This is a genomic window from Paenibacillus sp. (assembly GCF_048976745.1).
Taxonomy (GTDB): domain Bacteria; phylum Bacillota; class Bacilli; order Paenibacillales; family Paenibacillaceae; genus Paenibacillus.
On record NZ_JBHGUU010000007.1, the window covers coordinates 48,260 to 74,783 of the forward strand.

The 26,524-nt window shown below is 46.3% G+C and carries 20 protein-coding genes; 9 read left to right on the plus strand and 11 right to left on the minus strand.

Going from position 1 to position 26,524, the window contains the following annotated elements; genetic code table 11:
- Positions 1 to 88: 88 nt before the first annotated feature.
- From ACE3K2_RS14355 to ACE3K2_RS14370, 4 genes are all read right to left on the minus strand, one after another.
- The gene (locus ACE3K2_RS14355) at positions 89 to 1,681 is read right to left on the minus strand and encodes a response regulator transcription factor (RefSeq protein WP_421891357.1); all 1,593 of its coding nucleotides are present in this window, start codon (positions 1,679 to 1,681) and stop codon (positions 89 to 91) included.
- Between the two features lie 11 nt (positions 1,682 to 1,692).
- A complete protein-coding gene (locus ACE3K2_RS14360) occupies positions 1,693 to 3,495 on the minus strand; it encodes a cache domain-containing sensor histidine kinase (RefSeq protein WP_421891360.1) in 1,803 nt (600 codons plus the stop codon).
- A 711-nt stretch (positions 3,496 to 4,206) separates the two neighbouring features.
- Positions 4,207 to 6,393 (minus strand): 1,3-beta-galactosyl-N-acetylhexosamine phosphorylase, encoded by a 2,187-nt coding sequence (gene gnpA / locus ACE3K2_RS14365; protein ID WP_421891363.1) that lies wholly within the window; start codon positions 6,391 to 6,393, stop codon positions 4,207 to 4,209.
- A 13-nt stretch (positions 6,394 to 6,406) separates the two neighbouring features.
- Positions 6,407 to 7,426 (minus strand): glycoside hydrolase family 88/105 protein, encoded by a 1,020-nt coding sequence (locus tag ACE3K2_RS14370; RefSeq protein ID WP_421891366.1) that lies wholly within the window; start codon positions 7,424 to 7,426, stop codon positions 6,407 to 6,409.
- Positions 7,427 to 7,597: 171 nt separating this feature from the next.
- Between ACE3K2_RS14370 and ACE3K2_RS14375 the strand changes: the two genes are divergently transcribed.
- The 3 genes from ACE3K2_RS14375 to ACE3K2_RS14385 all read left to right on the plus strand — a co-directional run bounded on the left by ACE3K2_RS14375 (position 7,598) and on the right by ACE3K2_RS14385 (position 12,930).
- Positions 7,598 to 8,539, plus strand: coding sequence for a helix-turn-helix domain-containing protein (locus ACE3K2_RS14375; protein WP_421891368.1), 942 nt, complete (start codon positions 7,598 to 7,600; stop codon positions 8,537 to 8,539).
- 145 nt (positions 8,540 to 8,684) lie between these two features.
- Entirely contained in the window at positions 8,685 to 11,837 is a 3,153-nt protein-coding gene (locus ACE3K2_RS14380; RefSeq protein WP_421891371.1) for an ATP-binding protein, read from the plus strand.
- The gene (locus tag ACE3K2_RS14385) at positions 11,812 to 12,930 is read left to right on the plus strand and encodes a response regulator (protein WP_421891374.1); all 1,119 of its coding nucleotides are present in this window, start codon (positions 11,812 to 11,814) and stop codon (positions 12,928 to 12,930) included. Before ACE3K2_RS14380 ends, ACE3K2_RS14385 begins: the two co-directional genes overlap by 26 nt.
- Before the next feature lie 173 nt (positions 12,931 to 13,103).
- Here the strand turns inward: ACE3K2_RS14385 and ACE3K2_RS14390 are convergent, their stop codons facing one another.
- The gene (locus ACE3K2_RS14390) at positions 13,104 to 14,285 is read right to left on the minus strand and encodes a DUF4317 domain-containing protein (RefSeq protein WP_421891377.1); all 1,182 of its coding nucleotides are present in this window, start codon (positions 14,283 to 14,285) and stop codon (positions 13,104 to 13,106) included.
- A 226-nt stretch (positions 14,286 to 14,511) separates the two neighbouring features.
- Positions 14,512 to 15,219 carry a DNA alkylation repair protein gene (locus ACE3K2_RS14395; protein WP_421891379.1) on the minus strand — a complete coding sequence of 236 codons (708 nt, stop codon included), beginning with the start codon at positions 15,217 to 15,219 and terminating at the stop codon, positions 14,512 to 14,514.
- 387 nt (positions 15,220 to 15,606) lie between these two features.
- On the opposite strand from ACE3K2_RS14395, the gene ACE3K2_RS14400 reads away from it, so the two are divergent.
- Positions 15,607 to 16,773 carry a glycoside hydrolase family 27 protein gene (locus ACE3K2_RS14400; RefSeq protein ID WP_421891382.1) on the plus strand — a complete coding sequence of 389 codons (1,167 nt, stop codon included), beginning with the start codon at positions 15,607 to 15,609 and terminating at the stop codon, positions 16,771 to 16,773.
- The gene (locus ACE3K2_RS14405) at positions 16,774 to 16,977 is read left to right on the plus strand and encodes a hypothetical protein (protein WP_215074806.1); all 204 of its coding nucleotides are present in this window, start codon (positions 16,774 to 16,776) and stop codon (positions 16,975 to 16,977) included.
- Positions 16,978 to 16,979: 2 nt separating this feature from the next.
- On the opposite strand, the gene ACE3K2_RS14410 is transcribed toward ACE3K2_RS14405, so the two are convergent.
- Positions 16,980 to 17,789 (minus strand): helix-turn-helix domain-containing protein, encoded by an 810-nt coding sequence (locus ACE3K2_RS14410; RefSeq protein ID WP_421891385.1) that lies wholly within the window; start codon positions 17,787 to 17,789, stop codon positions 16,980 to 16,982.
- 114 nt (positions 17,790 to 17,903) lie between these two features.
- On the opposite strand from ACE3K2_RS14410, the gene ACE3K2_RS14415 reads away from it, so the two are divergent.
- Positions 17,904 to 19,439: a carboxylesterase/lipase family protein gene (locus ACE3K2_RS14415; RefSeq protein ID WP_421891388.1), complete on the plus strand. Its 1,536-nt coding sequence runs from the start codon at positions 17,904 to 17,906 to the stop codon at positions 19,437 to 19,439.
- 128 nt (positions 19,440 to 19,567) lie between these two features.
- Here the strand turns inward: ACE3K2_RS14415 and ACE3K2_RS14420 are convergent, their stop codons facing one another.
- The gene (locus tag ACE3K2_RS14420; RefSeq protein ID WP_421891391.1) at positions 19,568 to 20,911 is read right to left on the minus strand and encodes a histidine kinase dimerization/phospho-acceptor domain-containing protein; all 1,344 of its coding nucleotides are present in this window, start codon (positions 20,909 to 20,911) and stop codon (positions 19,568 to 19,570) included.
- Positions 20,904 to 21,596 carry a response regulator transcription factor gene (locus ACE3K2_RS14425; protein WP_421891394.1) on the minus strand — a complete coding sequence of 231 codons (693 nt, stop codon included), beginning with the start codon at positions 21,594 to 21,596 and terminating at the stop codon, positions 20,904 to 20,906. Before ACE3K2_RS14425 ends, ACE3K2_RS14420 begins: the two co-directional genes overlap by 8 nt.
- Positions 21,597 to 21,755: 159 nt before the next feature.
- On the opposite strand from ACE3K2_RS14425, the gene ACE3K2_RS14430 reads away from it, so the two are divergent.
- Positions 21,756 to 22,502: a TVP38/TMEM64 family protein gene (locus ACE3K2_RS14430; RefSeq protein WP_421891397.1), complete on the plus strand. Its 747-nt coding sequence runs from the start codon at positions 21,756 to 21,758 to the stop codon at positions 22,500 to 22,502.
- 75 nt (positions 22,503 to 22,577) lie between these two features.
- Complete coding sequence (locus tag ACE3K2_RS14435; protein WP_421891400.1) at positions 22,578 to 23,162, plus strand: GNAT family N-acetyltransferase; 585 nt, start codon at positions 22,578 to 22,580, stop codon at positions 23,160 to 23,162.
- A gap of 187 nt (positions 23,163 to 23,349) precedes the next feature.
- Here ACE3K2_RS14435 and ACE3K2_RS14440 read toward each other — a convergent pair whose 3' ends face one another.
- Together ACE3K2_RS14440 and ACE3K2_RS14445 are read right to left on the minus strand one after the other, a co-directional pair.
- Positions 23,350 to 24,516, minus strand: a complete 1,167-nt coding sequence (locus tag ACE3K2_RS14440) for a cobalamin-independent methionine synthase II family protein (protein ID WP_421891403.1) — start codon at positions 24,514 to 24,516, stop codon at positions 23,350 to 23,352.
- Positions 24,517 to 24,630: 114 nt separating this feature from the next.
- Positions 24,631 to 25,200, minus strand: a complete 570-nt coding sequence (locus tag ACE3K2_RS14445; RefSeq protein WP_421891407.1) for an SF0329 family protein — start codon at positions 25,198 to 25,200, stop codon at positions 24,631 to 24,633.
- 251 nt (positions 25,201 to 25,451) lie between these two features.
- On the opposite strand from ACE3K2_RS14445, the gene ACE3K2_RS14450 reads away from it, so the two are divergent.
- Positions 25,452 to 26,507, plus strand: coding sequence for an ankyrin repeat domain-containing protein (locus ACE3K2_RS14450; protein ID WP_421891409.1), 1,056 nt, complete (start codon positions 25,452 to 25,454; stop codon positions 26,505 to 26,507).
- Positions 26,508 to 26,524: the final 17 nt, after the last annotated feature.

Consider the following 26,524-nt stretch of genomic DNA (forward strand, 5'->3'; position numbering starts at 1 on the left):
TGCTTCCATGCCCCTCTCAACGGGATAAACTATAGATGGCATCCCACTAATTCCAGTATCTGCGAAAAAAAAATATCCCGCCACTCCGTCAAGGAGTACAGGATGTTGAATCAAGAGAGTACGCAGCATGGGCACTTTTACGATATTGTGCAGGAGTCTCCCCCATGAGTTTCTCGAACCGGCTAATAAAATAATCGGAGTCCCGATATCCCACCATTGTTGCAATTTCGTATACTCTTTGATCTGTTCTGCGCAACAGCCGGGCGGCTTCCTCAATACGCAATTGATTCAAATAATCACTGAAGCTGATTGAGTAATGCTTTTTGAAAATCTGTCCCAGATATGCACTGTTCATGTAAAACTGCTCTCCCAGTAATTTTAGGCTGATATTCTCTCTGTAATGCTCGTGAATGAAGGCCTCGATTTTGGCTAATACGCCCATTGCATTCGACTTTTGCTGCTCCTTCAGTTTCTCAGCGCACATGAGCGAGAACTCGCATAAATGATCAATGTTTTCCTCCATAGATAACATCGCGAAGTTCACCTTCAGAAATGTCGATTCCATCAACCCGGAATCTGGAGTGGCCGTATCGCTATTCACGAGATCCAACAAAGTGTATGCCAAATAATGCAAGTGGATTCGAACCATACCAGGCTCGATTCTCTCATCCAGAAAAAATTGAAAAATCGCCTTTGCATGGCTGTAAAGCTCATCCGTCTGCTGTTCCTCAATAGACTTAATTAGCCCATCGAACAATTGTTTTTCGGACTGTCCCGGCCGATTAATAAATAGGTTCGTATCCATAAACTCAAAGTAATATATGGGCCCAGAAGTGGTGAAGAAACGTAAGCTTTTCATTATGCCGCAGGATTGATAAGACTCATGCAGCGCCTCCAAACTATGTACTTCCTTCCCAACATAACAAGCAATAGCCGCCTCTTGGCCTTGGCTCAGCTCGGCATGTAATCGGGTCAAATATGGTTCCAAGGCCACTCCCTCACGATTCACCATCAGGTCCGTAACAATGAGCAAAACCGCATTTTTATCACCTGTAAACGGCTTCAAAACTTGTCCCGGAAAGGGCTTGCCCATCCATGCCTCAACCTTGGCGCACCAATCCGCTCCCTGTTCTGGACCGCACTCCGCCTCAACCAAGATACAACGCAGTATGCCGGCATCTTGATAGTGGGGCTGCAGACTTGTAATAGCCTCCTCCTCGGCCACCCCAAGCAAGATCGACTGCATATGCTGGGCCATAATCATTCGATCCTTTTTTTGCTGATATCGCTTCTCTTCCAACCGCGCATGAAATGCGTCCCTGAACTCCTCAAGCACCTGAACCAGTTCGGTCTTCACAATAGGCTTGAGAATATAATCATCCACTTGATATTTGATTGCCTGCTTGGCGTATCCAAACTCATAGAATCCACTAAGAAGGATCAGCTTGATGTCACCGCTATATTGCTCGTACAAGGTTTTGGCAAGCTGCATTCCGTCCATTTCCGGCATCTTGATGTCGGAAATAACCAGATCAGGCTGTACAGCGCGTATGCACTCCAATGCCTGTATGCCATTGGAAGCCTGACCGCAAATCTGAAATCCGTAAGACTCCCAATCAATTAACAAGAGAAGTCCTTGGCGAATAAATGGCTCATCGTCCACAATCAGCACGTTGATCATATCCTCGCTCCTTATTCTTGAGATGCCTGCATAAGAGGAATTTGAATACCAATCGTTGTTCCCTTCCCCTTCTCACTGAATATGTGCACCTGAACGAAATCATCAAAATACATCCGCAACCGAATATATGCATTCATCATGCCAATGCTGCTAAGCTCGCTCATCCGATCCATACTCGGGTCTTGCATCATTTTGCGGAGCGAGGCGAGCTTGTCCTGCTCCATACCGACTCCGGTGTCTCGAATGGAAATGTACAGTTCATTACTTCGAATTTCGAATAATACCTCCACGACCCCATCATTTGAAGTCCCCTCGATGCCATGGATGCAAGCATTCTCCACAAAGGTGAGAATGGTTAGCTTGGGTATCATCATCGCAGCAATGGATTCGTCTGTCATCCTGATTGCGAATTGCAGCTTTTCGCCAAAGCGATACTGCTGGATACTCAGATAACTCTCCACGAAATTGATCTCTTCTGCGATTGTAATCAAATCGTCGCCCCAATTGATCGTCTGACGCAGCAGCAGTGCCAGTCTATGAATGACATCGGAGGTTTCAAGTTCATCCTTGATCAAGCTCCGCATACGGATCGTTTCCAGCGTGTTGAACATGAAATGGGGATTCACCTGACTCTGAAGGGCTTTCAGCTCCGCCTGCTTCTTAGAGAGTTCAAGGGCTTGCCGCTCCACCTGACCCTTAAACACAATCTCAATCAGATTCTTGATCTTGATGACCATCATGTTATAACTATGGGTCAGGCTGCCGATCTCGTCCTTGCCGACAGGTCCCGATATGACCTCAAATTTCTCATGCTTCACTTGATCCAGGTGCTTCGCTATCCGATCCACTCTGCTGACCAGTGATCTGGATATCAACCAGATCAGCAGTGTAGGCAACAACAGATTAAGAATGATCAGCAACGTCAAATTAAACTTGGAATTAACAATCTCCGATAGAACGTCCACTTTCTCCGTGCTGACAATAATCTGCCAATCCTCGGATACAACAGGAATCGATTGCATGGATTGAACAGGGTCAATTGGACTGTCCGCAATCAAATGAAATGGCTTGCGAGTCTGATTCATTTTTGAATCGTTCGAGAAAATGACCCTGCCATCCGAAACGACATACACCTTCCCATTTGCTCCCTCATTTTTAAGCGATTTGTTGATGAAGGCGTAGTCCAGATCAACTTTTAACACCTTTTCAACCTGCTGCTCCCCAAAGTAATCCAGCTTACGAATAATGCTGACTTTGCGTCCTCCCTGACTTTGCGACATCTCTGCCTGCTGTTTGTCAAAATACGAATAGATCATGATATGGTCACTCGTGTTCATCAGCGCTTGATACCATTCACTTTTCTTCACCTCGTCATCCAGCTTAATGAAGTTTCCTCCATTGACGAAGGTATCATTGCCAACATAGAACGTAATTTGGTTCACCTGCTGGTAACTGTAATAGTACCTGACCAGATTGTTGTTGCTAAGCATCTCATAATAGGCAGAGTAATAGTCTTCCTGATCGCGATACTTGGACTCCATGAAACGGTTCAGTGTTCCATCGGTATAGAGAAAATTGGACACATACAGGCTATTGTCTATACTATTCCGCAGGTTGAACTTGATCCTTTGCTGCATCTCATTGAACCGGCTGTGCTCCTTCTCCTCAATGTTACCTTTGATGCTTTGGTAAAACACGGTATTGGTGACCAGGACCGGAACCAGCACACAAAAAATGAACAATATGTACAACTTCGTTTTGAGACTCCAATCATCCAGAAACTGAATGCGCTTACAGTATCTCTTGCGGCTCATGTCTTATCGTTGTCTCCTCTTACATTGACATCCATATTATTATAACGAGTAGGAGAACAATTGCACATATTTTCGTTTGAAGCCAATCTGATCCTACATCGAAACGGCGAGCACGTTATAATTTCAAGAGCATTTCGTACTGGCCAACATGATATGCAAAACCTGATTTGACCAGGAGGAAATCTTCCATCGGTTTCAGATGAGATTCCACATTGAGGACACTGATTCTAGGCGATTCTGTGCGTTGGACCATCTCTGTCAGGATGCTGTTTGCAACACCTATGCCGTTGGCTTTCCATTCCAGCTTCGAAGTCCATTGATAACAAATCCGACCAGTCTCCCATCCTTTAAGGCTCCCATAGAGATTTCGGGTTGATACCCCCTTCGTTGGAACATTTGCTGAAACTTCCAAAAAGGGAAATCCATTTTAACCTGGTAGTCAGAAAACGCGTCCAAAAACGCTTGGTGGAGTGTTTCCATGCTGATCTTGTCCAACATTTTATAACTGTACATTAGGGTGCTCTCTCCTTTGAACAGATAAAACAATAATATATTAGGGCTCATAATCCCTATCTTTATATACATATTCTACCAGATAGTGTTAACACTATACAGTAAGATCCGCAATATATACGTTAATGAAATTGATTCAACTCATAAATAAAATAGACCGCTTCCTGGTTAAGGAATACGGTCTATCGAGTCATTATTCTATGGGGATACCGATTTTGTTAAACCAATTTTGGTGATCATTGTATCATACGGGTTCAATTCCATGCTCTGTTTTCCATGCTCCGTATCAATCGTCGTGGACTGAACCTGATCGCTGTTATTGATCACTACCAATATGTTGCTCTCGGGGTAGTAGGCACATTCGGTATACAAGTTATCCGGAATATACTTCGTGTCCTCCATCTCATTCCCGGCAAAACGAATCAGATTCTGCAGTAATCTCGTATTTTCCCAGTTAAATATGAATGAAGACAGATAGATTCCTTGGCCTTTCCCGAAGGCATGCGTAGTCAACGTGATGTTGCCATCTGTCTCGTGCAATACTTTAGCTGTCCCATCCGTTAGATAAATGTTACCTTTACCTTTTGACGTGATATTTGCAGCTTCCGGCACCAAACCATGCTCATCTTGAACCTCAACCGACCACTTTCCATGAACAACTCTTGCACCTGTATCTTCATCTACCCCAAGCACATGCGCCATTCTGAAAAAGCTGTCGTACCCTTCAGCCGCTGAAGGCTGGTTGATACCCATAAAGGTACCGCCTTCGTACACCCACTGGGTCAGGATGTCTACACATCGGTGGTCATTCCAGTGTGCTCCACCACTCCAGGCTGAACCTGCAGAGCCGGCATTGATGACAACATCCACATCGTTCAATACGCCCTGACGAATATCCTCAAAATCAATGAATTTGACCTCGATCGGCAACCCGGATAAGGCCTCATTCACATGAATCAGATCATGCATATGCGTTTCATGAAAATGACCGGACAAGGTCCACGATCTTAACTTGCCCCAGCTGTGCAGCACGGCTACCTTTGTCTTGATCTGATATGGTTTTCCCTCTTGATGCAGCTCTTTCATTCCCCTGAATTCATGGGCAATCTTCTCGATGTAATCCACAAAGTCCGGGTAAGGCTCAACCAGATGTAAGTATCCACCCAGTCCAATCCGGTCAATCGGTTCCCGAAGCAGTGCACGCCGGATATTAATCCAATATTTCTTCGCATCCAGGGTAGGATCTCCGCCCTCCTTGAAGGTAGGAAGCCCGCCTAAGCCAACTGGGAACAAATAGGGATGCAGGCGAATCTCATGGGTATCAACCTTAACGCCTGAGCACATTCTTGCTTCATAACCAGAGAACACACATTTGATCATGCCGTCGAATCCAAACTCTTGAAAGCGATCATTGTACGGCTCCATGCCTACCCAACTGTCATCATAAAAGACATACGCCAGCTTGTCATGCTTGTGCACAATATCAATTAATTTCTTACCGAATTCAATCACAAAATCATTGATAAATGCCATCCAATCCAGCTTTCGCTGATCCGCAGGCATATGAGTGACCTGATATTTACCGCCATTTACAAAGTCTTCGGCTAAGAGGGAATACCCATATTTCTCAGCAAACAGATCCAGCGCTCTCGAACTTACCGTGAAATCGTATGAACCCCAATCCGAGAACAGATGGCGATTTCGCTCGTCGCTGCCCCAGATCCAGGCGAAGTTATAAAATAGGGATGTAAAACGTACAACCGTTGTTTCCGGATGATTTTGGCACCACTTTTCCATCCAATCCAGCAAATAGGTTTGTGTGTCCGTATAGATCGGGTCTATCTGCATCAGATGCTCTTTGTCCCAGTTATTCGTCGTATGATTGTACATGGAGATCTCTTCCCAGATCCGATAGACCATGAAACTCACCGTGTATTTATGCCAGGGAGCAACGCCAGTAATGACCACATTGCCCGATTCCCTCTCATAATTCCACTGTCCTCTAGGAACTTCTTCTCCAGTCGTACGATCATACACTTGCCAGTATTTAAATGCTTCTTTGGAATCATTCACCCTGAATTGTTCTGCAAAAAAATCCTCCATCAGATAGATGGATACATAATCTTGCACAGCAACCTTTGGATTCGTAATGAGAAAACATTGCTGCAGCTTATCCAAATTACGGGACGCCCACTCATTATGATCCCGAATAATACAAATGGTTGAATAGATGCCATATCCGGCATTAATAATCTCATCAGATAATTTCGTACCGTCACTGTCACGGATCACATCGGCACCCCAGCGATCGGCAAGTTCCAGCGTCAATGCCTCATACCCGGATTCTCCCGGTAGTGTAAAGGAGCCTTTGGTTGGTTTGGACAATTGGGTTCCCTCCCTATCTCAACATATCGGACAGAAAAGCAAGTGCCAGGCCCTGACCCCAGCCCTGAATCCAGTCTTTTGGAATATTACGATAGCCATCCCGATCCTTCATCACTGCCGTACCGCCAGATACACCAAGCACGCGTCCATCTTCACTAATGTTGTTCAGGATGCCCTCCAGTGCCTTTTGCACGTATTTGGTATGCAGTGGATTGCCGTTATTGATCATGGCAGCTGCAATACCCGCGGAAGCCGACACCTCTTCATACGATTCCTCGTCATTCAAAACCGTACGCCACAAGCCATTCTCGGTCTGCACCAGCTTGAGAGCCGCCAATTGATCGCGAAGTGCACATTCTACATCCATACACTGCGGATACAAATACCAGTCGTTCAATTGCGGCTTCACTTGAGACATCGTATAGGCTCCCCAAGCGTTCGCTCTTCCCCAGTAAAATCCGGACATGTGGTCCTTGTTGATATGATTATAACCGTGATACCACAGACTGCTGCTCGGATCTTGGAGGTATTTGATATGCCAGTAATACTGATTCAGCGCATCCTGAATCATAGCCTCATCTTTTAATTTGCTACCTACACGGAGCAGGAAAAATGCCGCCATAAACAAGGTGTCCGCCCAAGCCTGTTCCGGAAAGTCATTGGAAACGGATACCGTATGTTGAAGCACATTGTCTCCAAAGCGAAGGGCATGATTCTGGAGATAATCGACCTTACTGAGGACAATATCCCAATATTTCTGATCCCCGGTCTCTTCATATAAAGTGATGAGCACATGGCCCATCGCACATGTATTGACCGTCCAACTTGGAAGACCCAGCTCGATGTATTCGTCTGCCCACTTCACCAGCCTGTCCAGAATCTCTTGGTTGCCTGTCGTCTGATAGGCTCTGGATACACCATAATAAGCCACACCACCGGGCCAATCCCATGTCAGATCCATATCCAGTGTTTTCTTGGTAACGTTCTCGATTACGTTTAGAATCTGTTCCCTGTCATATTTCACTTGAAGCATTGTTATTCCCCTCTCCCTGCACACACGCCCCCAAGTGCGCCCTGAGAGGTGTCCGTCCATTTTTGTAAACGCTTTACTTATTCCATTGTACGCAGTAAAATAGTCTCAATCTAAGCATATTCACAACAAAACTGCGCAATTTCAATCATTTATACATGGGAGTCCTTGAAAATGCCCAAACCGAAGAAACCGGTCATTGAATATCGTCACTATAGCCTGCCCATTGATTTCCCAGTCCTGTTACTTAGTGGAGACCGCTGGAGAATCTCCGATATCAAGAGTGAGCATCTTCATTTCCATAACCACATGGAGATTGGCATCTGTTATTCAGATGAGGGAATCATGGAGATTAAGGGGGAATCTGTGCCTTTTCGAGCAGGAGACATCACCTTCATTCCCCGTTATCTTCCGCACACCACATACAGTTCACCTAATAACGCCAGCCTGTGGGCTTATATCTTTTTTTCACCTGAAGAACTCTTCCGTCATTCACTCAAAACAGCACAAAGTCACATTGAACCGAATTTATGGGCGATCCAGGGAAGTAATTGCATTCTGAATAAGGAACAATATCCCAAACTTCACACACTCGCAACATCAGTGGTAGAAGAGATCAAGCAGCAGTCCCCCTATTATCGGGAGAGCGCATACGGCTTGTTGATGTCTCTATATATCGAACTTCTTCGACTTCATGCGAACAATGAGAGCTGGTCAGATCAGGAACGGGAACGTGACCTCCAAGGCGACTTGGTCATCTCACCCGTGCTTGAGTTTATCACCCAAAATTACATGATGCCCGTAACCATCGGTTACCTCGCGGATCTGTGTCATCTGAGTACAACGCATTTTCGCCGCAAGTTCCATGAGATCATGGGAACCACACCGCTCGATTTTCTGAACAGTACCCGGATTGAAGAGGCATGCAAGCGATTGAAAAGCACGGAGTCCTCCATTCTGTCCATCTCCGAGCAAGTTGGCTTCCGATCCATCTCCAGCTTTAACCGCTGCTTTGCCAAACTGATGGGAGAATCACCCAAAACCTGGCGCAAAGCGGCTCATACGGAAGCACAGTCTGCAAAAGCGTCGATATTGGAATTCACGGGTTGGGTATGAACTCACGCACGCAACAATAAACAGAAAAAAATGTCGAAATTTGATTGCACCCCCTAGCGTTATTCGCTACAATGCCGATAGAATACAAGAGATTTGGTTCGAAGCTACCAAAAGGATCAAACAACCTCTAAAGGAGCAGCATTTTGTGTTATTAAAAATTTCAGGCATTGTCCTGACTGTTGTACTCGCTATTACTGTTCTGCTCCTGTCAACGATCAGAGAACCCCAGTCTGCGGCGCTTCATGCCCGTCAAGGTGTTATGGACCTATCGGACTGGAACCCGGAACAGGACGAGCGGATCAAGCTGGACGGGGAGTGGGAATTTTACTGGAACCAGCTGCTTCCTGTGGAATCTGCAACTCCGAATCAGGTTGGTCCAACAAAAGCACCCGATACATATGCAAAAGTTCCCGGTTCCTGGAATCGACTTAAAATAGACGGCGAACGACTGCCAACCCACGGCTTTGCCACGTATCGACTGGTGCTCCGAAATGTACCTGCCCTGGGAACGCTGGCGATCAAAAAAATGAACATTCGTTTTGCCAGCGAAATCTATATCAATGGCAACAAGCTGCTGGAAGACGGACATGCCATGGAGAAATCAGCGGGATACCGACCGGGTAACTCCCCCCAGATTGGCTTTTTCCCTTATCATGGCGGTGACATTGAAATTTTGATCCGGGTGGCTAATTACGATTACACGGACTCTGGCATTCCGGGGCCACTCTTTTTCGGCGAACAAGCAGCCATGCTGAATAAACATCAAATTAGCACAGCTGTCGAATTCGGCACGCTTGCTGTACTGGCTACCATTGCAATCATATTCCTCATCAGTTACCTGGGGTCCGCACTCTACCGAAACAGGGACGATTCCCTGCTGCTGATTGGTCTAGTCTGTCTGCTGTATGCACTCTATAACGGCATGATCAGCGAACGTGTGTTATCCATGTTGAATACGGAAATCTCCTTTAGCACACTCTATAAATTAAAAGATTTCTGCTCCATGGCATGTCTGGGTCTGTTGACCTTTTACTTCTACCGATTCAAAACAGGCATCCTGTCCGGTCTGCTTACGACGGTGATTCTGATCATCTTCGGAGCTTACTTATGTATGGTCGCACTCCTGCCAATCTCAGTCTATGGGCTTGTTGCGCCTTACGTCGTCGTGATGTACACCTTGATGCTGCTCTGGTTGCTGTATCAATGCGCATCACAGTTTCTGACGAGTGAGAAGGGTGAACGACTGTCTGCTTTTCTGTGGTACGCGGCTCTCTTAAGCATCACACTGTACTGTCTGGACATTAACCTCTTCTCCATCTCACTTAAGGAAAATATGAACATCGGGCAGGTCTCGATTGTCCTGTTCAGCATCCTGATGCTGTTTCTGGCGGTCCTTCGATTCTTCGAGTCATATCGTACGGTACGCGCTCTCAAGGACCAGTTACTCTTGCTGGATAAAGTAAAGGACGACTTCCTGTCCAACACTTCGCATGAGCTCAAAACACCGCTGAATGCGATTGTCAACATCAGTGAGAGCCTGCTCAAAGGTGCCGAAGGCCCGCTTACCGACGATCAGGCCCATAACTTGGCGATTGTGACGGGAAGCGGCAGACGATTAACCTACCTTGTCGATGAATTGCTGGATTATTCGAAAATGAAACATGGCGACATCCCGCTCCACCGGTCTTCGACCGATCTCTACTCGTTTGTCGAATCGGTCTTGCGGATGCACTCCTTCCTGCTTGGCGCGAAAAAGGTGGAACTCATTAACCACATCCCGGCGCATTTCCCGCCGATCTATGCAGATGGCAACCGACTGATTCAGATTTTACATAATCTGATTGGTAATGCCGTCAAGTTCACGGAACGTGGCACGGTTAGCATCCGTGCTGCGGTTGTTCAAGGCAAAGCGGAAATTCGCATTGTCGATACGGGTCGCGGCATCGGTAAGGATAAGCTGGAGCATATCTTCCTGCCGTTCGAACAGGAAGCAGATACCGGTCCAGCCGTTGCTGGGGGTACGGGTCTTGGACTAAGCATTACGCGCAAGCTGGTCGAACTGCATGGCGGAACCATTCATGCGGAATCGGAACCCGGCATGGGGGCCACGTTCATCCTGACCTTTCCTCTCGCAGATGGCAAAGGAGAGAAACGATCCAACGTCATGCCACTTACGATAGCTCCTACAAGTCATGGTAATCAGCTACTAAGGTTCGAAGAACCAACGATTGTGGAAGGGCATCTCAACGAATGGATCATCGTTGTGGACGACGACTCGGCTAATTTGCAGACCATCGTGAATCTCTTGAAGTTGGAGGGGTACAGTTATGCGGTAACCTCACGTTCCCCTTCTGTAATGGAACTGCTCGACCAGCTTCCTGCCGTACATCTGGTCATTGCCGACATCATGATGCCGGACATGTCGGGTTACGAATTGCTGGAACGGATCAGGGAGCGCTACTCCCCTTCCGAGCTGCCCGTGCTCATGCTGACGGCGAGTAATAAAGCCAACCAGTTGAAACTGGCCTTGGAGAAAGGGGCCAACGATTTTGTATCCAAACCGTTCGAATCGGAGGAACTGCTGGCCCGGATCGGCGGTTTGACCCGGATGAAAACGTCTGTTCAGGCCGCGCGAGATGCCGAGATCTCCTTTTTGCGGTCACAGATGAACCCGCACTTTCTATATAACGCCCTGAATGCCATCGCCGAATTGTGCGTAGATGCACCGAATCGGGCAGAACAATTGATTTTGCAATTATCGAGTTACTTAAGGCGCAGTGTGCACTTTAAACATCTCGACTCCAAAACCAGCCTGATGAACGAACTGGAGATGATTGAAGCCTACGTTGCCATTGAACAAGCTCGCTTTGGCTCACGGCTGGAGGTCATTATTGATGTCGATGCGGACGTGAACCGGAACATGGATATTCCACCCCTCACGTTACAGCCGCTGATAGAAAACGCGATTCGTCACGGCCTGATGTCCAGCATTGCCGGGGGTCGCGTCATATTGTCCATTCGTAATCTGAATGATACGGAAACACGTTTCACCATCGAGGACAACGGAATTGGCATCACTAAGCAACGAATGGACGAAATTCGGCAATCCACGGACGGCAGCAATGGCGTGGGCCTATGGAATATCTCCAGTCGGTTGAACCTGCTGTATGGCAGACACCTTCAGATGGAAAGTCTGGACGGCGAGGGAACACGGATTACATTTGATCTTCCAAATCAACGTATAAGCACAGATGGGAACGGGGGGTATGAACATGATAAAAGTCATCATCGTGGATGATGAGGACCTGTCGCTGAAGCGACTGAATCGTATTTTGACAGAAAGCGGAGAAGTTGAGGTGTGTCGTGCATTCCATGACCCGGAGGAAGCTTGCGAATATGCGGCGGAGAATAGCTTTGATGCGGCATTTCTGGACATTACAATGCCTCGTATCTCGGGTATGCACCTCATTGGTGAACTGCGTAAACATCACCCTTCGCTCCCCATCGTGCTGGTGACCGGATATGAGGAGTATGCCGTGCAGGCTTTCGACAAAGAGGTGATCGATTACGTCATCAAACCGGTCACCGCAGAGCGATTAACCCGCAGTATCAATCGGTTGCAGGAAAAGCTTCACAAGTCCGTGACAACTCCCGAACCAGCGGTGCCTGAACTCAAACTGAACGTTCGTCTCTTCGGTGAATTCACCGTGTTCGGCGGAGCCGGAGCAGATAATCCCATCAAGCTTAGAACGCCCAAAACGGAAGAGTTACTCGCATTTTTGCTCTATACCAAATCGACCACCCGCGATGCGCTGGCCGATACGTTGTGGAAGGACCTCAGTCCGCAGAAAGCCTGGACCAACATCAATTCCACACTTTACTACGTGCGACGAGCCATCGGTGATAACAGTGACGTGCCAATCATTCTTAAGGACAGGAATGGCATCCGTATCGACCGGGAAGCGATCAACTGTGATCTGTACGAGTTCGAGGTCTTGTTCCGGCAGATGCGTCAGGCCTCGGCACATCGACCCGAGCTCTTCGAGCGGATGGACACGTTGTATACGGGTGAACTCCTGAAAGGAAGGCACTATGAGTGGGCTTTCGCTTGGTCCAGACAGCTGGAACTGGATTTCATTATGACGATGGAAACTGCTGCCCACTATCACGCGAAGGCAGGCGAGCCGTTACGGGCGCTGTATTATTTTGAACGGATCCTCCAGATTGATTCAATTCGGGAAGATATTCATCGTGAGATCATCCTGTTGTATCTGTCCCTTGGACGAAGAACAGAAGCGCAGCGACAGTATCTGGTTCTGGAGGAATTGCTCAAAGAGGAGCTTGGCTCCAGTCCGGCGGCGGATATCAAACAACTCCTGCGACATTCTTGAAACAGCAAAAAAGCCCATGCCTTGGCGATGCTGAACTGCTCCCAGCATAGTCTTCTATGGTCTACTATGACAGGGCGTAATTCAGCGTCGCTTTAGGCTTGGGCTTTTTTTCAATAGATGGACGTGCATTGGTTCTGGTCCGATGATTTTACATCATCATGATCTACAATTCATTACTCATTGATAAGTTTTTCTGTATTAAGCGTAAACCCTTCAATCACAACATCTTCGTCCACTTCGATCATGATGCAACGTCTGCCTTGATAATTCACCTGTTTCACATATCTCAAGTCTTGCGGGCTAACCGAAATCGTAGCAACCTTGGTTTCAATCTTAATCGACTTGGACGTAAACTTCGGCATAACACTGGTTGCTTTCATCTCATAATTCTTGTTGTCAACGATGGTTTCGAAGGCACGTTCCACTTTCTCCGTTGTCACATCCTCTACACCGCTTGCGGTCAGTACACGTTCCAGATCTTTATAATCCAGCTTCGGAGGTTCTTCCTCATGGGACTCTTCGTTAATTTCGATCACGCGGTTGATCTCCTCATATACATGCGCAATGGTAGCTGAATCGAGCTGTTCACCGGCCACTTCCTTCACGATATCTTCGAAGATCGCACGTTCTTCCAGTGCGGTTACGGATCTTTCTCCATTCAGAACATTTTCAACAAAATGCGGGTCCGGGAAATTGGATTTCCCTGTGCAATATAACACCCGATTCACATCGGAGTAGTTGTCGGTCACGCTAGGGTACAAGAATCCTTGCTCTGGCGTGCTTAATTTGATAATCGGATCTACAATAATATTGTATTTAAATTCTCTCTCCACGTAATCAAACAATAGCGTTTTCCGCTGTTTCTCCGTGGAATTCACGCTGCACAGAATGAACGGATGGGCAAACACCTCATTCTTCTCACTCTCTTCTGTGGCTTCGTTTCTAGCCTTGGTTGGCAGATAATACTGTCCACGCACAAACGTAGCTACCATATCCCGCTCATACTTCGCATCTACCAACATTCGATCTACAAGCAGCAGCATCAGATCCTGCCATTCGTCCGGATCACCCGTGACCAGAGCCTGGTGAAGCAGTACCTGAGCCGGGTCCTCCGCCGCTTCCTGGAACTTCAACTCAAACAGCTTCTGATCCAGATCACCTGTCAGCAGCTTTTTGAAATTGCCCATATACAGCTCCTGCTTCTCTCTGTCCACCAGTTCGAACGGGTGACGCTCCCAGTGATAGACCTCGTTGGTTTCCTTCGTAATATACACGTTGAGAATATCGTAAATATTCAGTAGATCGTGATCGAGTTTAAACTGCTTGCGTATATGCGCGACTTCTTTTTTATTCATATTGGATTCGGCAACTCCTTAGATATGTTTCTGGCTTTATTAGTATAAAGGATCGACAGAGAATTTGTTGACTAACTTGTTGCTTGACGGTTACTAGATTTCAGTTACACACGTACGTAATATTCTCAACAACACAAAAAGGGAGACACTCTTTACATGCATACGAGCACCTCCTGTATGTGTTACATCCCTGATGTTCAAGTCTATCACATTACAGCGTTTACGATTAACATCTTACATATTTGCGTTTAAACCCCGTCCGCCCTTTATCCACTGCCTTTTGGATATTCTCTGAGGCATTCAGCAGCTTGCTCTTGGGCATGTCCTTGTTCACTTCGACAGGTCCCACAGCCCTGGCTGTCTCCACCGCCTGATCGTGCAACGGTTGATAGGATGTTGCAACGGTATACAGGAAGTTGTTCATCGAATATTTTGTTCGTTCCGGAGATTCGTGAATCGTATTTTTCACTTGTTCCAGCATCTCCATCAGTTTATTCTCGGAAAATTCAGCATCCTTTCGACTGCCGAGCAACCAACAGTAACAGCTCCATCCTGCTGACATTTTCAGCTCATCTCCGCTCGCAATCCACTTATCCGAAACTTCTTGAGCAATTTCCGTCTCAGCCAACGTGACGGCAACGATGAAGTCAGCGATCATGTAAAAATATGCAGCATCGATCCAACGGTCAAAATCAGCTTCTGTCATGGCTTGAGGATCAGCAATCACGCCTGCAAAGTACATCGCATCATAATTCCCCGTCGCGTATAGTTGCTCTGCCAGTGGCTGATCCTTTTTGATCTGCTTTGCCATGGGTTTCATCGCTCCGGTTGCCACGCCAAATAACGGTTCATGCGCACCGTTGGAGATATAGATTTTTTTCGTTCGTTCTTTACCCAGCACTTCCAGCTCTTGCATCACTTCATCCAGATTCACTGCGCGACACTCCCCATCCTATCAATTATATATCTGATCTTCCTGTATGAACCGAATCGTATTCAGATTTCCCTGTTAGATTCCCTGTTGCTCTGACATCTTTTTCGAGTATTATCACTGATCATATCATTCATACCATGGTTTCGCACAGATCCCTGAAAAGATAGATATAACTTCTGCGCAGACAGACATTTGTCCTTTCTTGCGTTTCTTCCGTGATCTTTTGAATACCTGCCCAGAGTCTTATTGGAAGTGATCATTCCCCCCAGCATAGCAGAGCAACATATGTCCATGTCCAAGCAACGTTACGCTATGGCAGGAAACATCGCTCATCGTTTATGTTCAATTTAGTATTGTTAACGAAACCAAGATGAGAAAGGATGCGAGATGATGAGCAACAATCAAGTGTTAGGCTTTGCCCCTGCTCTGGGCTGGAATTCGTGGAATACCTTTACGTGGGATATTAACGAACAATTAATTCGGGATGTCGCTGATGTGTTTGTATCGGAAGGTTACCTGGCAGCTGGCTACGAGTATATCGTCATTGATGATTGCTGGAGCCTGAAGGAACGGGATGCGGGAGGCAATCTGGTCGCTGACCCGGAGAAATTCCCGAGTGGAATGAAAGCGCTATCTGATTATATCCATAACAAAGGACTAAAGTTTGGCATGTACTCATGTGTGGGCACACATACTTGTGCCGGGTATCCGGGCAGCTTTGAGCATGAATTCCAGGATGCCGCCCTTTTTGCCGAATGGGGCGTTGATTATTTGAAGTATGATTACTGCTTCAAGCCGCGGCATATCTCAGGCGAGCTGCTGTACAAACGAATGAGCCTGGCGCTCAAAAACTGCGGACGTGATATCCTGTTCTCCGCCTGCAACTGGGGAGCCGATGACGTATACGATTGGATTCGGGAATCGGGTGCTCATATGTACCGCTCCACCGGAGATATCCGCGACAATTGGGATTCAGTGAAGGAACTGGCCCTGTCCCAACTCGGAAAACAAAGCTACACCGGCTCTTTCTGCCATAACGACATGGATATGCTAATCGTTGGTATGTACGGTGGAAGCAACAATGATTATATTGGCAGCATCGGCGGATGCAACGACATCGAATATAAAACCCACTTCTCCCTCTGGTCCATGATGGGTTCCCCATTAATGATCGGATGCGACGTGCGCAAGGCTAACCAGATTACCAAAGATATTCTCCTGAATCCTGACCTGCTTGCCATCAATCAGGATGTAGAAGCGCGCGGAGCATACCGTATTAAACCAGAGCCGCAATGGTTTCACACAGACGATGTATTTATGCTGGTGAAGGTACTCACAGATGGCGATCTGGCTATTGGTTTCTTCAACCTGAGCGACAGCCAGCGGGAATTGTCATTGCAATTCTGGGATATGGGTCTGCCGTACGCTTCCGGTTACGCCCTGTCTCTGTATGACTGCTGGGAACATCAAGAGCTTGGCGTGTTCCGTGAACGCTTCGCTCCGGTTGTCGCAGCACATGATTGCCTCGTCGTCCGGGCCAAACTGGTGAAATAGATGGCTCAACATCGCCTGTGCACTTCCTGTCAGGTTCCGCTCTCTTCAGATGATGTGGGCATATACCTCAAATTGATCTCGCGCTCTGCCCAGCAATTTCTATGTATTGATTGTCTTGGAGTGAAGTTGAACAGCGGACGTGAGCCTATTGAGAAGCTGATACGTTATTTTCGAGAGTCCGGGAACTGTGCCCTGTTCCGCTAATGTTATGCCTTGGTTCGGTGCAGCATCATGTACGCTGTTGGCGTATGTGAGGTTGCCTTCTTGAATACTTTGGAAAAGTATAACGGGTCATTATAGCCGACAGAGTATGCTACCGATTGAATCGGAAGACCTGACGTCTTCAGCAATTCACAGGCACGCTCGATTCGGCAGGATGTAATATACTCCAAAACAGACTTGCCGGTTGCTCCTTTAAACAGACGAAACAAATAGCTGCGCTCCAGATTAACTGCCTTTACGATCTCCGTAACAGTCAATGTCGGCTTCCAGTAGTTCTGCTCGATGTACTTTCTCGCCAGCCAGACATAGTCCTTGGCGTCCACCTGCGGTTCCTTCGGATAATATTCCATATAGTAGGATAACAGCAGACGCAAACGCGCATCCGCTCGCAGCAATTCATAGGATGATGCACCTGCGTTCCAGGCAAGGTGGTACAAAGGCTGCAATGTCTCCGGCGAGATCGGCACCACCGGTTGTACCTCTGAAAGCTGCGTCAGACCCAGCAATCTCCCGGCATCTTCACCGCTAAACTCCACCCAGACATACTCCCATGGATCTTGCGGATCTGGATAATAGTAAATCTCTTTTTGCGGAAATATAACAAAGCTTTCCCCCGTGACTAGCCGAAAAAAGCGGCCACCCGTCTCCAGCGTCCCTTGGCCGCGGATAATATAGTGCAGCGCATAAACGTCACGCACGCCTGGCCCCCATTGGTGAGTGTTGGCTGGCTTGTGACCACCGCTGATAAAATACAAATTACTGGCTCTACTGCTCTCATGCCAAATCGGATTCACCCTTGATTACCCCATTTCTACAGCTACTCGGTTCTCGCGTTTGGTTTATCTTAATATCATTGATCAGATGTTCGGTAACGCTTACAAGCTAAATCCAGAGAGGAGATTGTTGTTATGCTTAGAATGGTTAAGGTAGAACACGGACAAGTGCAAGGACTGCCCGCGGCGGACCCGCGGATTACCAGCTTCAAGGGAATTCCTTTTGCCGCACCTCCTGTAGGTGAGAATCGCTGGCGTGCCCCGCAGCCGCAGTCGAACTGGGAAGGTATACTGCAAGCTTTCCATTTTGCCCCTATCTCCATGCAAGCCCCAACAGTCATCGATGAACACAATATCTATACCCGCGAATGGGCCGTTGATCCCGACCTGCCCATGGACGAGGATTGTCTATATCTGAATGTCTGGACACCCGCCAAGCGCTCGGACGAGAAGCTGCCTGTCTTTGTCTGGTATTTTGGCGGGGGCCTGCAAGTTGGCCATACAGCCGAAATGGAATTTGATGGCGAACGAATCGCTCGCAGAGGTATTGTCGTTGTAACGATTAATTATCGACTGAATGCCTTTGGTTTCCTGTGTCATCCCGAGATTAGCGCCGAATCTCCCCATGCACCCGCCAACTTCGGTCATCTCGATCAACAAGCAGGCACGCAGTGGGTCAAACGTAACATTGCCGCCTTTGGTGGTGATCCGGACCAGATCACCATCGGTGGACAGTCGGCAGGCGGAGGAAGTGTACTCAGCCAGATGACCTCTCCGCAAAATAAGGGCTTGTTCCAGCGAGCCATCATTATGAGCGGCATGGCTACGGAGTTGTACCCGAAGGTCCGCGTACCTTCTGTCCGCTCCACACTGCGGGATGCAGAGCAGGCCGGGGTTGCATTTTTTGACTTCCTAGGGGTGTCTTCCCTGGCTGAGGCGAGACAACTTGATGCCGAGTATCTCCGTGACAAAGCACTGGAATACAAAAGCTTCTGGGGAACCGTCATCGACGAACAATTCTGCGCAGGTGATCCGTTTACCCGCTTTGTTCAGCAGGAGCGCGAGGCAATCCCCGTAATGCTTGGGCATACGTCTTCCGAATTTTGGACCCGTCCCGCCGCAGCCAATCTGGAAGAACTGAAGCAGATGGCTGTGGAGCTGTTTGGCGAGGATGCTCCTGCCTTTTTGCAGCGATGTGAGGCTGATACCGGTCAAATCGAGCATGCTCTGCAACAAGCATCGGTCCGTATGATCCAACATGCCATTCTGCTCGCCATCCGTGCGAACAGCGGTCATGCGTCTGAAACGCCTCTCTACTATTATAACTTCGACGCCGAGATTCCGGGTTGGGACCAACCGGGCACCTTCCACTCCGTCGATCTGTGGTTCTTCTTCGAGACACTGGCCAAGTGCTGGCGGCCTTTCACGGGCAAACATTATGATCTGGCCCGCCAGATGTGCAATTATTTATCCAATTTTATTGCTACAGGTGATCCAAACGGTTCGGACTCCACCGGAAAGCTGATGCCACATTGGATTCCTTGCACTACGGAACAGCCGTATCTCATGGAATTTGGCGATCAGGCTCAATTACAGCAAGCTGAGCCCGGACCAATGCTTGCATTTCTGATTGAACAATATTTCAAGAAACAGAGTGCACCTGTTGTTTAAAACATGAAGTTTGCCCTCTCTCGATATATACAAGAGCCATGCTGTTGCATGGCTCTATCTGTCTAGTGTGGATGGTAGAGCAATGTTCTTGGCCTATGCCTATTTAGCGCATCATTTCAAGAGATCCGTTATATATGAGTCTGTGTTGATTTATTGAAGATGACGGGTAGCGTAATCTGTAGTGAAAAGATGTCTTCTTCCTGGGACACCGTCAACGTCCCGTTATGCTGCTGGATCATTTTCTGACAACTAACGAGCCCGATTTCGTTGCTATCTTTCTTTTTGCCAACATGTTTAATCTTATTCTTCACCTCAAGAATGACCCATTGTTGCTTCAAAGAAATTTGGATATGCACGGGATACATTGGATCTGCGTATTTTCGAATATTTGAAAATATATTATCCATTACGCGACGCATGGCGACCAGATTAATTTCCAGCAAAAACTCCTCATGATCTGCATCGGTCTGAACCTGCACATCGATATCGTCCATAACCACGAATTGCTCATCGATGAGTTGATCAATAAGCGCTCTGCCCTCATACAACTCAAAATCTACTTCCTCTTCTTCAGCGGCAGAGGATACCGTGAAATATTCGAATAGTTTGTCCGACAGCACTTTGATCTGATAGGCTTTCTCCCGGCTATTATGAATATACTTTAACAGATCCTCATGTGTCTTATATTTGTTGAGCTCTATGATATCCATATATCCTAATAGAATCGTGAGTGGCGTTCGCAAATCGTGGGAGATCGCCGTAATCAATTCACGGTTAGCCATCCTGACCCTCTCCTCACTGCCCAGCCGCTCCACAAATGATTTCCTCATCTCATCAATACTCTGGGCCAGGGATGACAGTTCATCTTTTCCGGATATCGTAATCGCATAATCCAAATTTCCACCTTCGAGTATTTTGATCTCTTGTTCAAGCACGCCAATATAAGATGTTTTCTTATTAATCATCAGTAGAAAGGAGACAAGGAACACAATGGCTGCTATGAAAACACCAATAATCAGAATGAGGTTGTAGTATTGGTACTCATAAAAGCTAACCAAGTAGATCTGGGCATCCTGATCCGCAAAATGGATGGTGGTGATAGGTATTTTCGATGGCACAAATTGAGTTAACAGCTCTTCATTAATGGCAGGATCAATCTCCGTGTTGGAGGAAAATATCAATTGGTCTTTTGCAAAAATATACAGATTTAAGTAGCGCTCATGACTTATCCAATCAGACAATTGCTCATGATCACGGGTTGATACGTTCTCGTTACTCACAAATGCTTTGAATCGATCAAGCGCATCCTGCTGCCTGTTCTCTACAAAAGTGGATTTGCTTAAATAACTATCCAATACAGTCTCGCCAACAACTTGTAAAATGACGAATGCACTTATGGAAATGAGCAAAGAAATGGCAACCGCCAGAACCAGTTTAATCTTGAGCTTTTTCCCCATTAATAATCTATTCAATTTTGTACCCCTTCCCCCAAACGGTCTTCACATATTTAGGGTTCTGCGGGTCATCCTCCAGTTTGCCTCTCAAATTACGAATATGAACCATGACCGTGTTATTACACGTATAAAAGTAAGGTTGCCCCCAAACACTCTCATATATATTTTCCGCTGAGAACACCTTTCGTCGTTTCTTAGCCAACAGCAGCAAAATCTGGTATTCAATTTCAGTTAGAGCAATTTCCTTCTCCCCAACAAACACGGCTTTGGAATCCTGATGGACAATAAGATCTTTAACAACAATTTGGTCCGTTTCTTCGGTCTTCTCTTTACCCCGATATACATAATACCTCCGCAGCAAAGCCTTCACCCTCGAAACGAGTTCTGTATAGGAAAAGGGTTTGGATAAAAAGTCGTCACTGCCTGAGGAGAAGGCTAATTGTTTGTCAGAATCCTGCGTTTTCGCCGTGAGAAACAGGATCGGTGCACTTGTTTTTTCACGAATCTCCAGACATGCCTTCAGACCCGATTTATTGGGCATCATCATATCCAAGATAATGAGATCCGTCTCTTCGTTTACTTTATCAATCGCATCTTGACCATCTATCGCTTCAATCACTTCATAATTTTCGCTCTCTAACAAAATCCTTACAATTTCACGAATTTCGCTGTTATCATCAGCAATTAGAATTTTCTTGCTCATCTGATCCCTCCGTCTAATTTCAGTATAATATGCGCTATTAGTGACTACCAGCAAATACAATCGACTTAAGAATTCTTCAGAAGTTATGTAGGTAACTCTTAATAATTACGTCTTACACTGTATATATGTAGAGGTCATTAGACAAAGGGGTCGTCAGCTATGCCACAACCTTCGAAAAAAGTAATGATTAACCTATTGTTGGGTATGTTCATCATGTTATCCATTGGTCTATTGATCTATTATTCTCCTGCCATTATTAAAATCATGTCTTCCATGGACAACTTTAGAGCGTATATTCATTCAACAGGCCACTGGGGTCCGGTCATGTTTATTTTATTCCAGATTCTTCAGATCGTGGTTGCCCCTATTCCAGGAGAAGTGGTACAAGTCGCAGGCGGATATATATACGGTACAGCCATTGGTTCATTGTATACAACAGTAGGTTTGATATTAGGCTCAGCGATGGCCTTTTATTTCACTCGATTTATCGGTCGCACTTATATTTCACGACTACTGCAAAGGAAAAATGATAAGTGGATGTCGTTTATTCATGATGAAAGGAAGTTCTCCGCTTTTTTATTTATCTTTTTTGTGATTCCCGGCTTGCCCAAAGACATGCTTGTATTTGTTGCCGCTCTTACAACGATTAGTTCGTTTAGATTCTTCACGATCCTGATTGTCGGTCGTCTGCCGTGGATCATCGCATCTGCCGCTGTGGGGTCCAAAATTCATATGCAACAATACACGATTGCCATTATTATTTGTATTATCGCTGTGATCGGATTCGTGCTCGGTTATATCTATAGAGAAAAATTGATGGGATTGTTCTCCCGTTCAGACAGAGCCAAAGCCAAAACCAAGCCCATAGCCAAAAGCAAAGTTATACCAAGCTATAGTAAAGAATAGTGCGTTTGGTAGAATAAAAAGAAATACTACACAAACAAAACCAATCTATTGATATAAAAACTGGAGGTATATCTCATGCAAAACCTTGAAACCAATCGATTAATCCTGCGAAATTTTACCGCAACGGACGCAGTCGGACTGTTGGAATACACGGCAAATCCCAGAGTGAATTGTTTTATGGATCAACGAATTTCAACATTGGAAGACGCGGCGGCAGAGGTCACCAAAAGAAGCAGTGACGATGCCCACATCGCGGTCTGCCTGAAAGACAGTAACGAACTGATCGGCGAGCTGTTTGGTATGAGGGAAGGTCGGGATACGGATACGGATACGGATAAGGATTCGAATTCAGATACGTATAGTATTGGTTGGAATTTTAATGGCAGGTTTGAAGGGAAAGGGTACGCCAGTGAGAGCGCCAGTGCTTTCATCGAGCATCTCTTTATGGAACAGGGAATAAGAAGACTGTATGCCTATGTCGAGGATGATAACTTCCGTTCCCAGAAACTGTGTGAGAAGCTGGGCATGCGCCGGGAAGGTCTTTTTTTGGAGTTCATTTCATTTGTCAAAAATGAGGACGGTACTCCGAAATACGAGAATACGTATCAATATGCTTTGTTGAAAAAGGAATGGCTGGCACAGCGTGAATTACAGAAATAAAGAATAACAAGCCTCATCATTCGTTTAAAAAAGTTATAGAAATGATAACGTACCCAGATGTACGTTCACAATAAATACGGCGGCTTCTCCCTGAATAGATTCCAGAGGAAAAGTCGCCGTATTATTATCATATCAAACACTATTGAACGGGTAATCGTTTAGATGCCACAATACATTCAGCTTGAACTTAGACAGTGCTGCCCCAATATTGCTTCGCAATCTTCTGTCCCTGATCAATCTTCGCCCATTGCTGAGCTTCGCTTAATTCGTTACCGCCATCGCAGGATGCAAACCCGCATTGATGAGACAGCAGCAGACGATCCTTATCGATAATTTTGGATGCTTCGTCCAGCAAACGGACAACACGTGCTTCATCATCGAGGGTACTTGTTTTGGAGGAAAGCAAACCTAATACCACTTCAGTTTCAGGTCTGTCCTTGAATACTTCCAACGCTTCAAGCGAACCCGCACGATCATCATCCCACTCCAGGAAGAAACGGTCATACTTCAATTGCTTCAGGAACAGATTGGCGATTTTCACATATGATCCACCGCCCATGTTGCGGGAATCATAGTTTCCGCGGCAGTTATGTGTCCACATTTTCAAGCCAAGGCTATGACCAAAGTCAATCACAGTGTTGTTAATGTCAATAAATTCGGTAGCCAGACCCTGTACTTCATCTTGATTGATATGCTCCCCTGTAAACGGAGAGTTCGGGTTGTCGTCTGCAAACAGTTCCCATAAGCAATCATCGAATTGCAGAATTTTACCGTCCACTGCAGCGAATTCCTCCACGAATTCCTTATATGCGATCACAAGACCCTCTTTGAGCTCCTGTTTGTTCTGATAAACGGAATCCGCACCGCCAATGTTATCCGACCAGGAAAGCTCACCGAAAATATGTGATGGCGATGGCACGCAAAGTTTCGTTTGTTGCTCGCCAGCCGTGTCTTGCAGTTGTTGGAACAACTGAATGAAATGATGATTTTTTCCGCTCAATTTGTCAGTGATGCGCAGTCCAATATCTTTGCGTGTTTCATATTTCGAAGTTCCGTCCACATCTCTGAAAAAATAGCCATGATCCGCGATGTAACGCTTCACGCCGCCAAATCCCCATACAAAGTCCAAATGCCACATCGATTTGGAAAATTCGCCATCGGTAACCACGGACAAGTTATGTTCGATTTCCTTTGCGACAACTTGTTTGATTGCCTCCGTCTCGCACTTCTCATATCCTTCATAATTTTCATAGAACGGATATTGGATATCATCGTTATGCTCAATTTGCGTTTTATATTTCAACAGCTCATCCGGCCGCAATAAACTTCCTACGATCTGGAACTTGTCAGTCATGTAAATTACCCCCTCGTTGTATACAATGATCATATCACGTCGAGAGCAGTTAGAAGGGATACTTAAAAACCATAACTGGTTATAGTTAAAAGCTATATCAAAAGTTGTTCAATGTTACAACGTACTACGCCGTATTTCATAGAAATACTGAACGGCTGAATGCTTTAATTTGACCTGTTCCGACATGTTCAGAATTCGCTTTTTGCCAACGCGTCTGTCCATTAAAGCCAGAATATTGAACAGGATATCCTTGCTCTCCAGATTATCCTCTATAGAAGTTGATAAATATGTGGTAGCGGCAACGGTAAAATTCGATTTACTGAGTGCGGTCTGAGCCACCAAAAGCTCTTTGGCATGTACAGAGATTTTTCTGCTTCTTGCCATAACCTGAAGACGATCCTCGGGAATATTACCTTTGGACTCTAGGCGGATAACTTCAATCTCTTCATCGATCACAGGAATCACGATATTCGGATCGTTCTTGATCTCCTGCTCCGTCTGATACCATCGGATTGGGGTTGTTGTATCACTCATGTTGAGTACATTCTTTTTATCTACAGTAATATAACAATTGCCTGATTTATCAGGTGAATAGCGATAGCTGGTAGCACGGTACTCCACCCGTCCAACCAACGCAGGACTAAGAAAACTCTCCAGTTGTTGCTTCAATTTGCTCCAGGACATAAATCCTCCTATTATCAAAAGCCTACCGCATGAATTGCGGCGATCATTCAAATATTTTTCAATCCGTCTCCAGTATCAACATTCACCTAAATTATAACATAGCAAATCAAATTGACGATGGAAGAAACCCAGTTATTGGTTTTGAATTCCCCTATGTGATAAAATTGCAGAAAATTATCTACTTACTATTAAATCATCATAGCCTACCATTGGAACTTACGTTGTTATTCACAAAGGAGAGGAAGAGTGTAATGGCTACGAAGAAAGCAACCTTACCTGCTCATATGGAAAAACTCGTTAAAGATAATGATATCGCAACCGTAAAAGAAATTTTCGAGCAATGCGAATGGGATGCACGTGGGGGTTATAGCAAAGGTACGGCCCTCAGCTTTCGGCATATTTCGGATGAATTGGTCCGCTGGCTGGTTGAACAAGGGGCAGATATTAATGCACCCGACAAATATCAACGCACGCCTTTACATGCCCATGCCTCACACTGGTCAGGAAATGTACCCCTGTTCCTTGAATTAGGTGCGGATCTGGACGCTGTGGATTACCAAAATGAAACACCGTTACATGCAGCGGTCAGTGGGTATCGAACCAAAGTGGTTCAAGAGTTGGTAAACCAGGGCGCTACGATTAACGTAGAAAATAAACAGGGTAATACGCCATTAGCTAAGGGGTTAGTCAATTGTAGGAATAGCGATATAGTTAATCTGGCAGAGATTGCCGCAATTCTTCTGGATGCCGGAGCATCGGTCACCCCGGATATGAAAGAATCGGTGAAGCGGATCGGTAAGGATTTTGAATTCGTCCGTGAGAAGTTCAATAAGGACAAGGTCGATGGAGTTTCAGACGCGCTGATCAAACTGTACCGTCTATTTGATGTCGAGCCTGTAGCGAATCGGATCATGCACGATGGAACTGCACCCATTCAGGTAAAGGCAACCACCTGGCCCAAGCAGCACCAAGAGCTGTGGGAATATCTCATCCCTGCTCAGGGCCACGCTCAAACGGTGCAGGGAGAGGTCATTCGCATCACAGGACGTGTGTCCCATGAAGTATTAGATAATGGCGGAGGAAACTGGGATGCGGAGTATCGCAAGATGCTAGATGCGCTAATTCGTTATCTGGGCACTGGAGCGCCACTCGCCCCCGCACTTCTCCAAGAGGCAGCAGACTTGGCCAGCAAGCTTCATAACGGATACGATTTTGATGCGCCTGCCAGATTATCCGAGTTGGCGGTATTATGGGTGCTTGCCAATCCTCAGCCGGTCACTATAGAGAAGCCAGAGTATACGCGTTAAACAGCAAAGCAAAAAAA

Coding starts and splice junctions, on each gene's coding strand:
- ACE3K2_RS14355 (WP_421891357.1), bottom strand. CDS start 1,681: ATGATCAACGTGCTGATTGTGGACGATGAGCCATTTATTCGCCAAGGA.
- ACE3K2_RS14360 (WP_421891360.1), bottom strand. CDS start 3,495: ATGAGCCGCAAGAGATACTGTAAGCGCATTCAGTTTCTGGATGATTGG.
- ACE3K2_RS14370 (WP_421891366.1), bottom strand. CDS start 7,426: ATGCTTCAAGTGAAATATGACAGGGAACAGATTCTAAACGTAATCGAG.
- ACE3K2_RS14375 (WP_421891368.1), top strand. CDS start 7,598: ATGCCCAAACCGAAGAAACCGGTCATTGAATATCGTCACTATAGCCTG.
- ACE3K2_RS14385 (WP_421891374.1), top strand. CDS start 11,812: ATGATAAAAGTCATCATCGTGGATGATGAGGACCTGTCGCTGAAGCGA.
- ACE3K2_RS14390 (WP_421891377.1), bottom strand. CDS start 14,285: ATGAATAAAAAAGAAGTCGCGCATATACGCAAGCAGTTTAAACTCGAT.
- ACE3K2_RS14400 (WP_421891382.1), top strand. CDS start 15,607: ATGATGAGCAACAATCAAGTGTTAGGCTTTGCCCCTGCTCTGGGCTGG.
- ACE3K2_RS14405 (WP_215074806.1), top strand. CDS start 16,774: ATGGCTCAACATCGCCTGTGCACTTCCTGTCAGGTTCCGCTCTCTTCA.
- ACE3K2_RS14415 (WP_421891388.1), top strand. CDS start 17,904: ATGCTTAGAATGGTTAAGGTAGAACACGGACAAGTGCAAGGACTGCCC.
- ACE3K2_RS14425 (WP_421891394.1), bottom strand. CDS start 21,596: ATGAGCAAGAAAATTCTAATTGCTGATGATAACAGCGAAATTCGTGAA.
- ACE3K2_RS14430 (WP_421891397.1), top strand. CDS start 21,756: ATGCCACAACCTTCGAAAAAAGTAATGATTAACCTATTGTTGGGTATG.
- ACE3K2_RS14435 (WP_421891400.1), top strand. CDS start 22,578: ATGCAAAACCTTGAAACCAATCGATTAATCCTGCGAAATTTTACCGCA.
- ACE3K2_RS14440 (WP_421891403.1), bottom strand. CDS start 24,516: ATGACTGACAAGTTCCAGATCGTAGGAAGTTTATTGCGGCCGGATGAG.
- ACE3K2_RS14445 (WP_421891407.1), bottom strand. CDS start 25,200: ATGTCCTGGAGCAAATTGAAGCAACAACTGGAGAGTTTTCTTAGTCCT.
- ACE3K2_RS14450 (WP_421891409.1), top strand. CDS start 25,452: ATGGCTACGAAGAAAGCAACCTTACCTGCTCATATGGAAAAACTCGTT.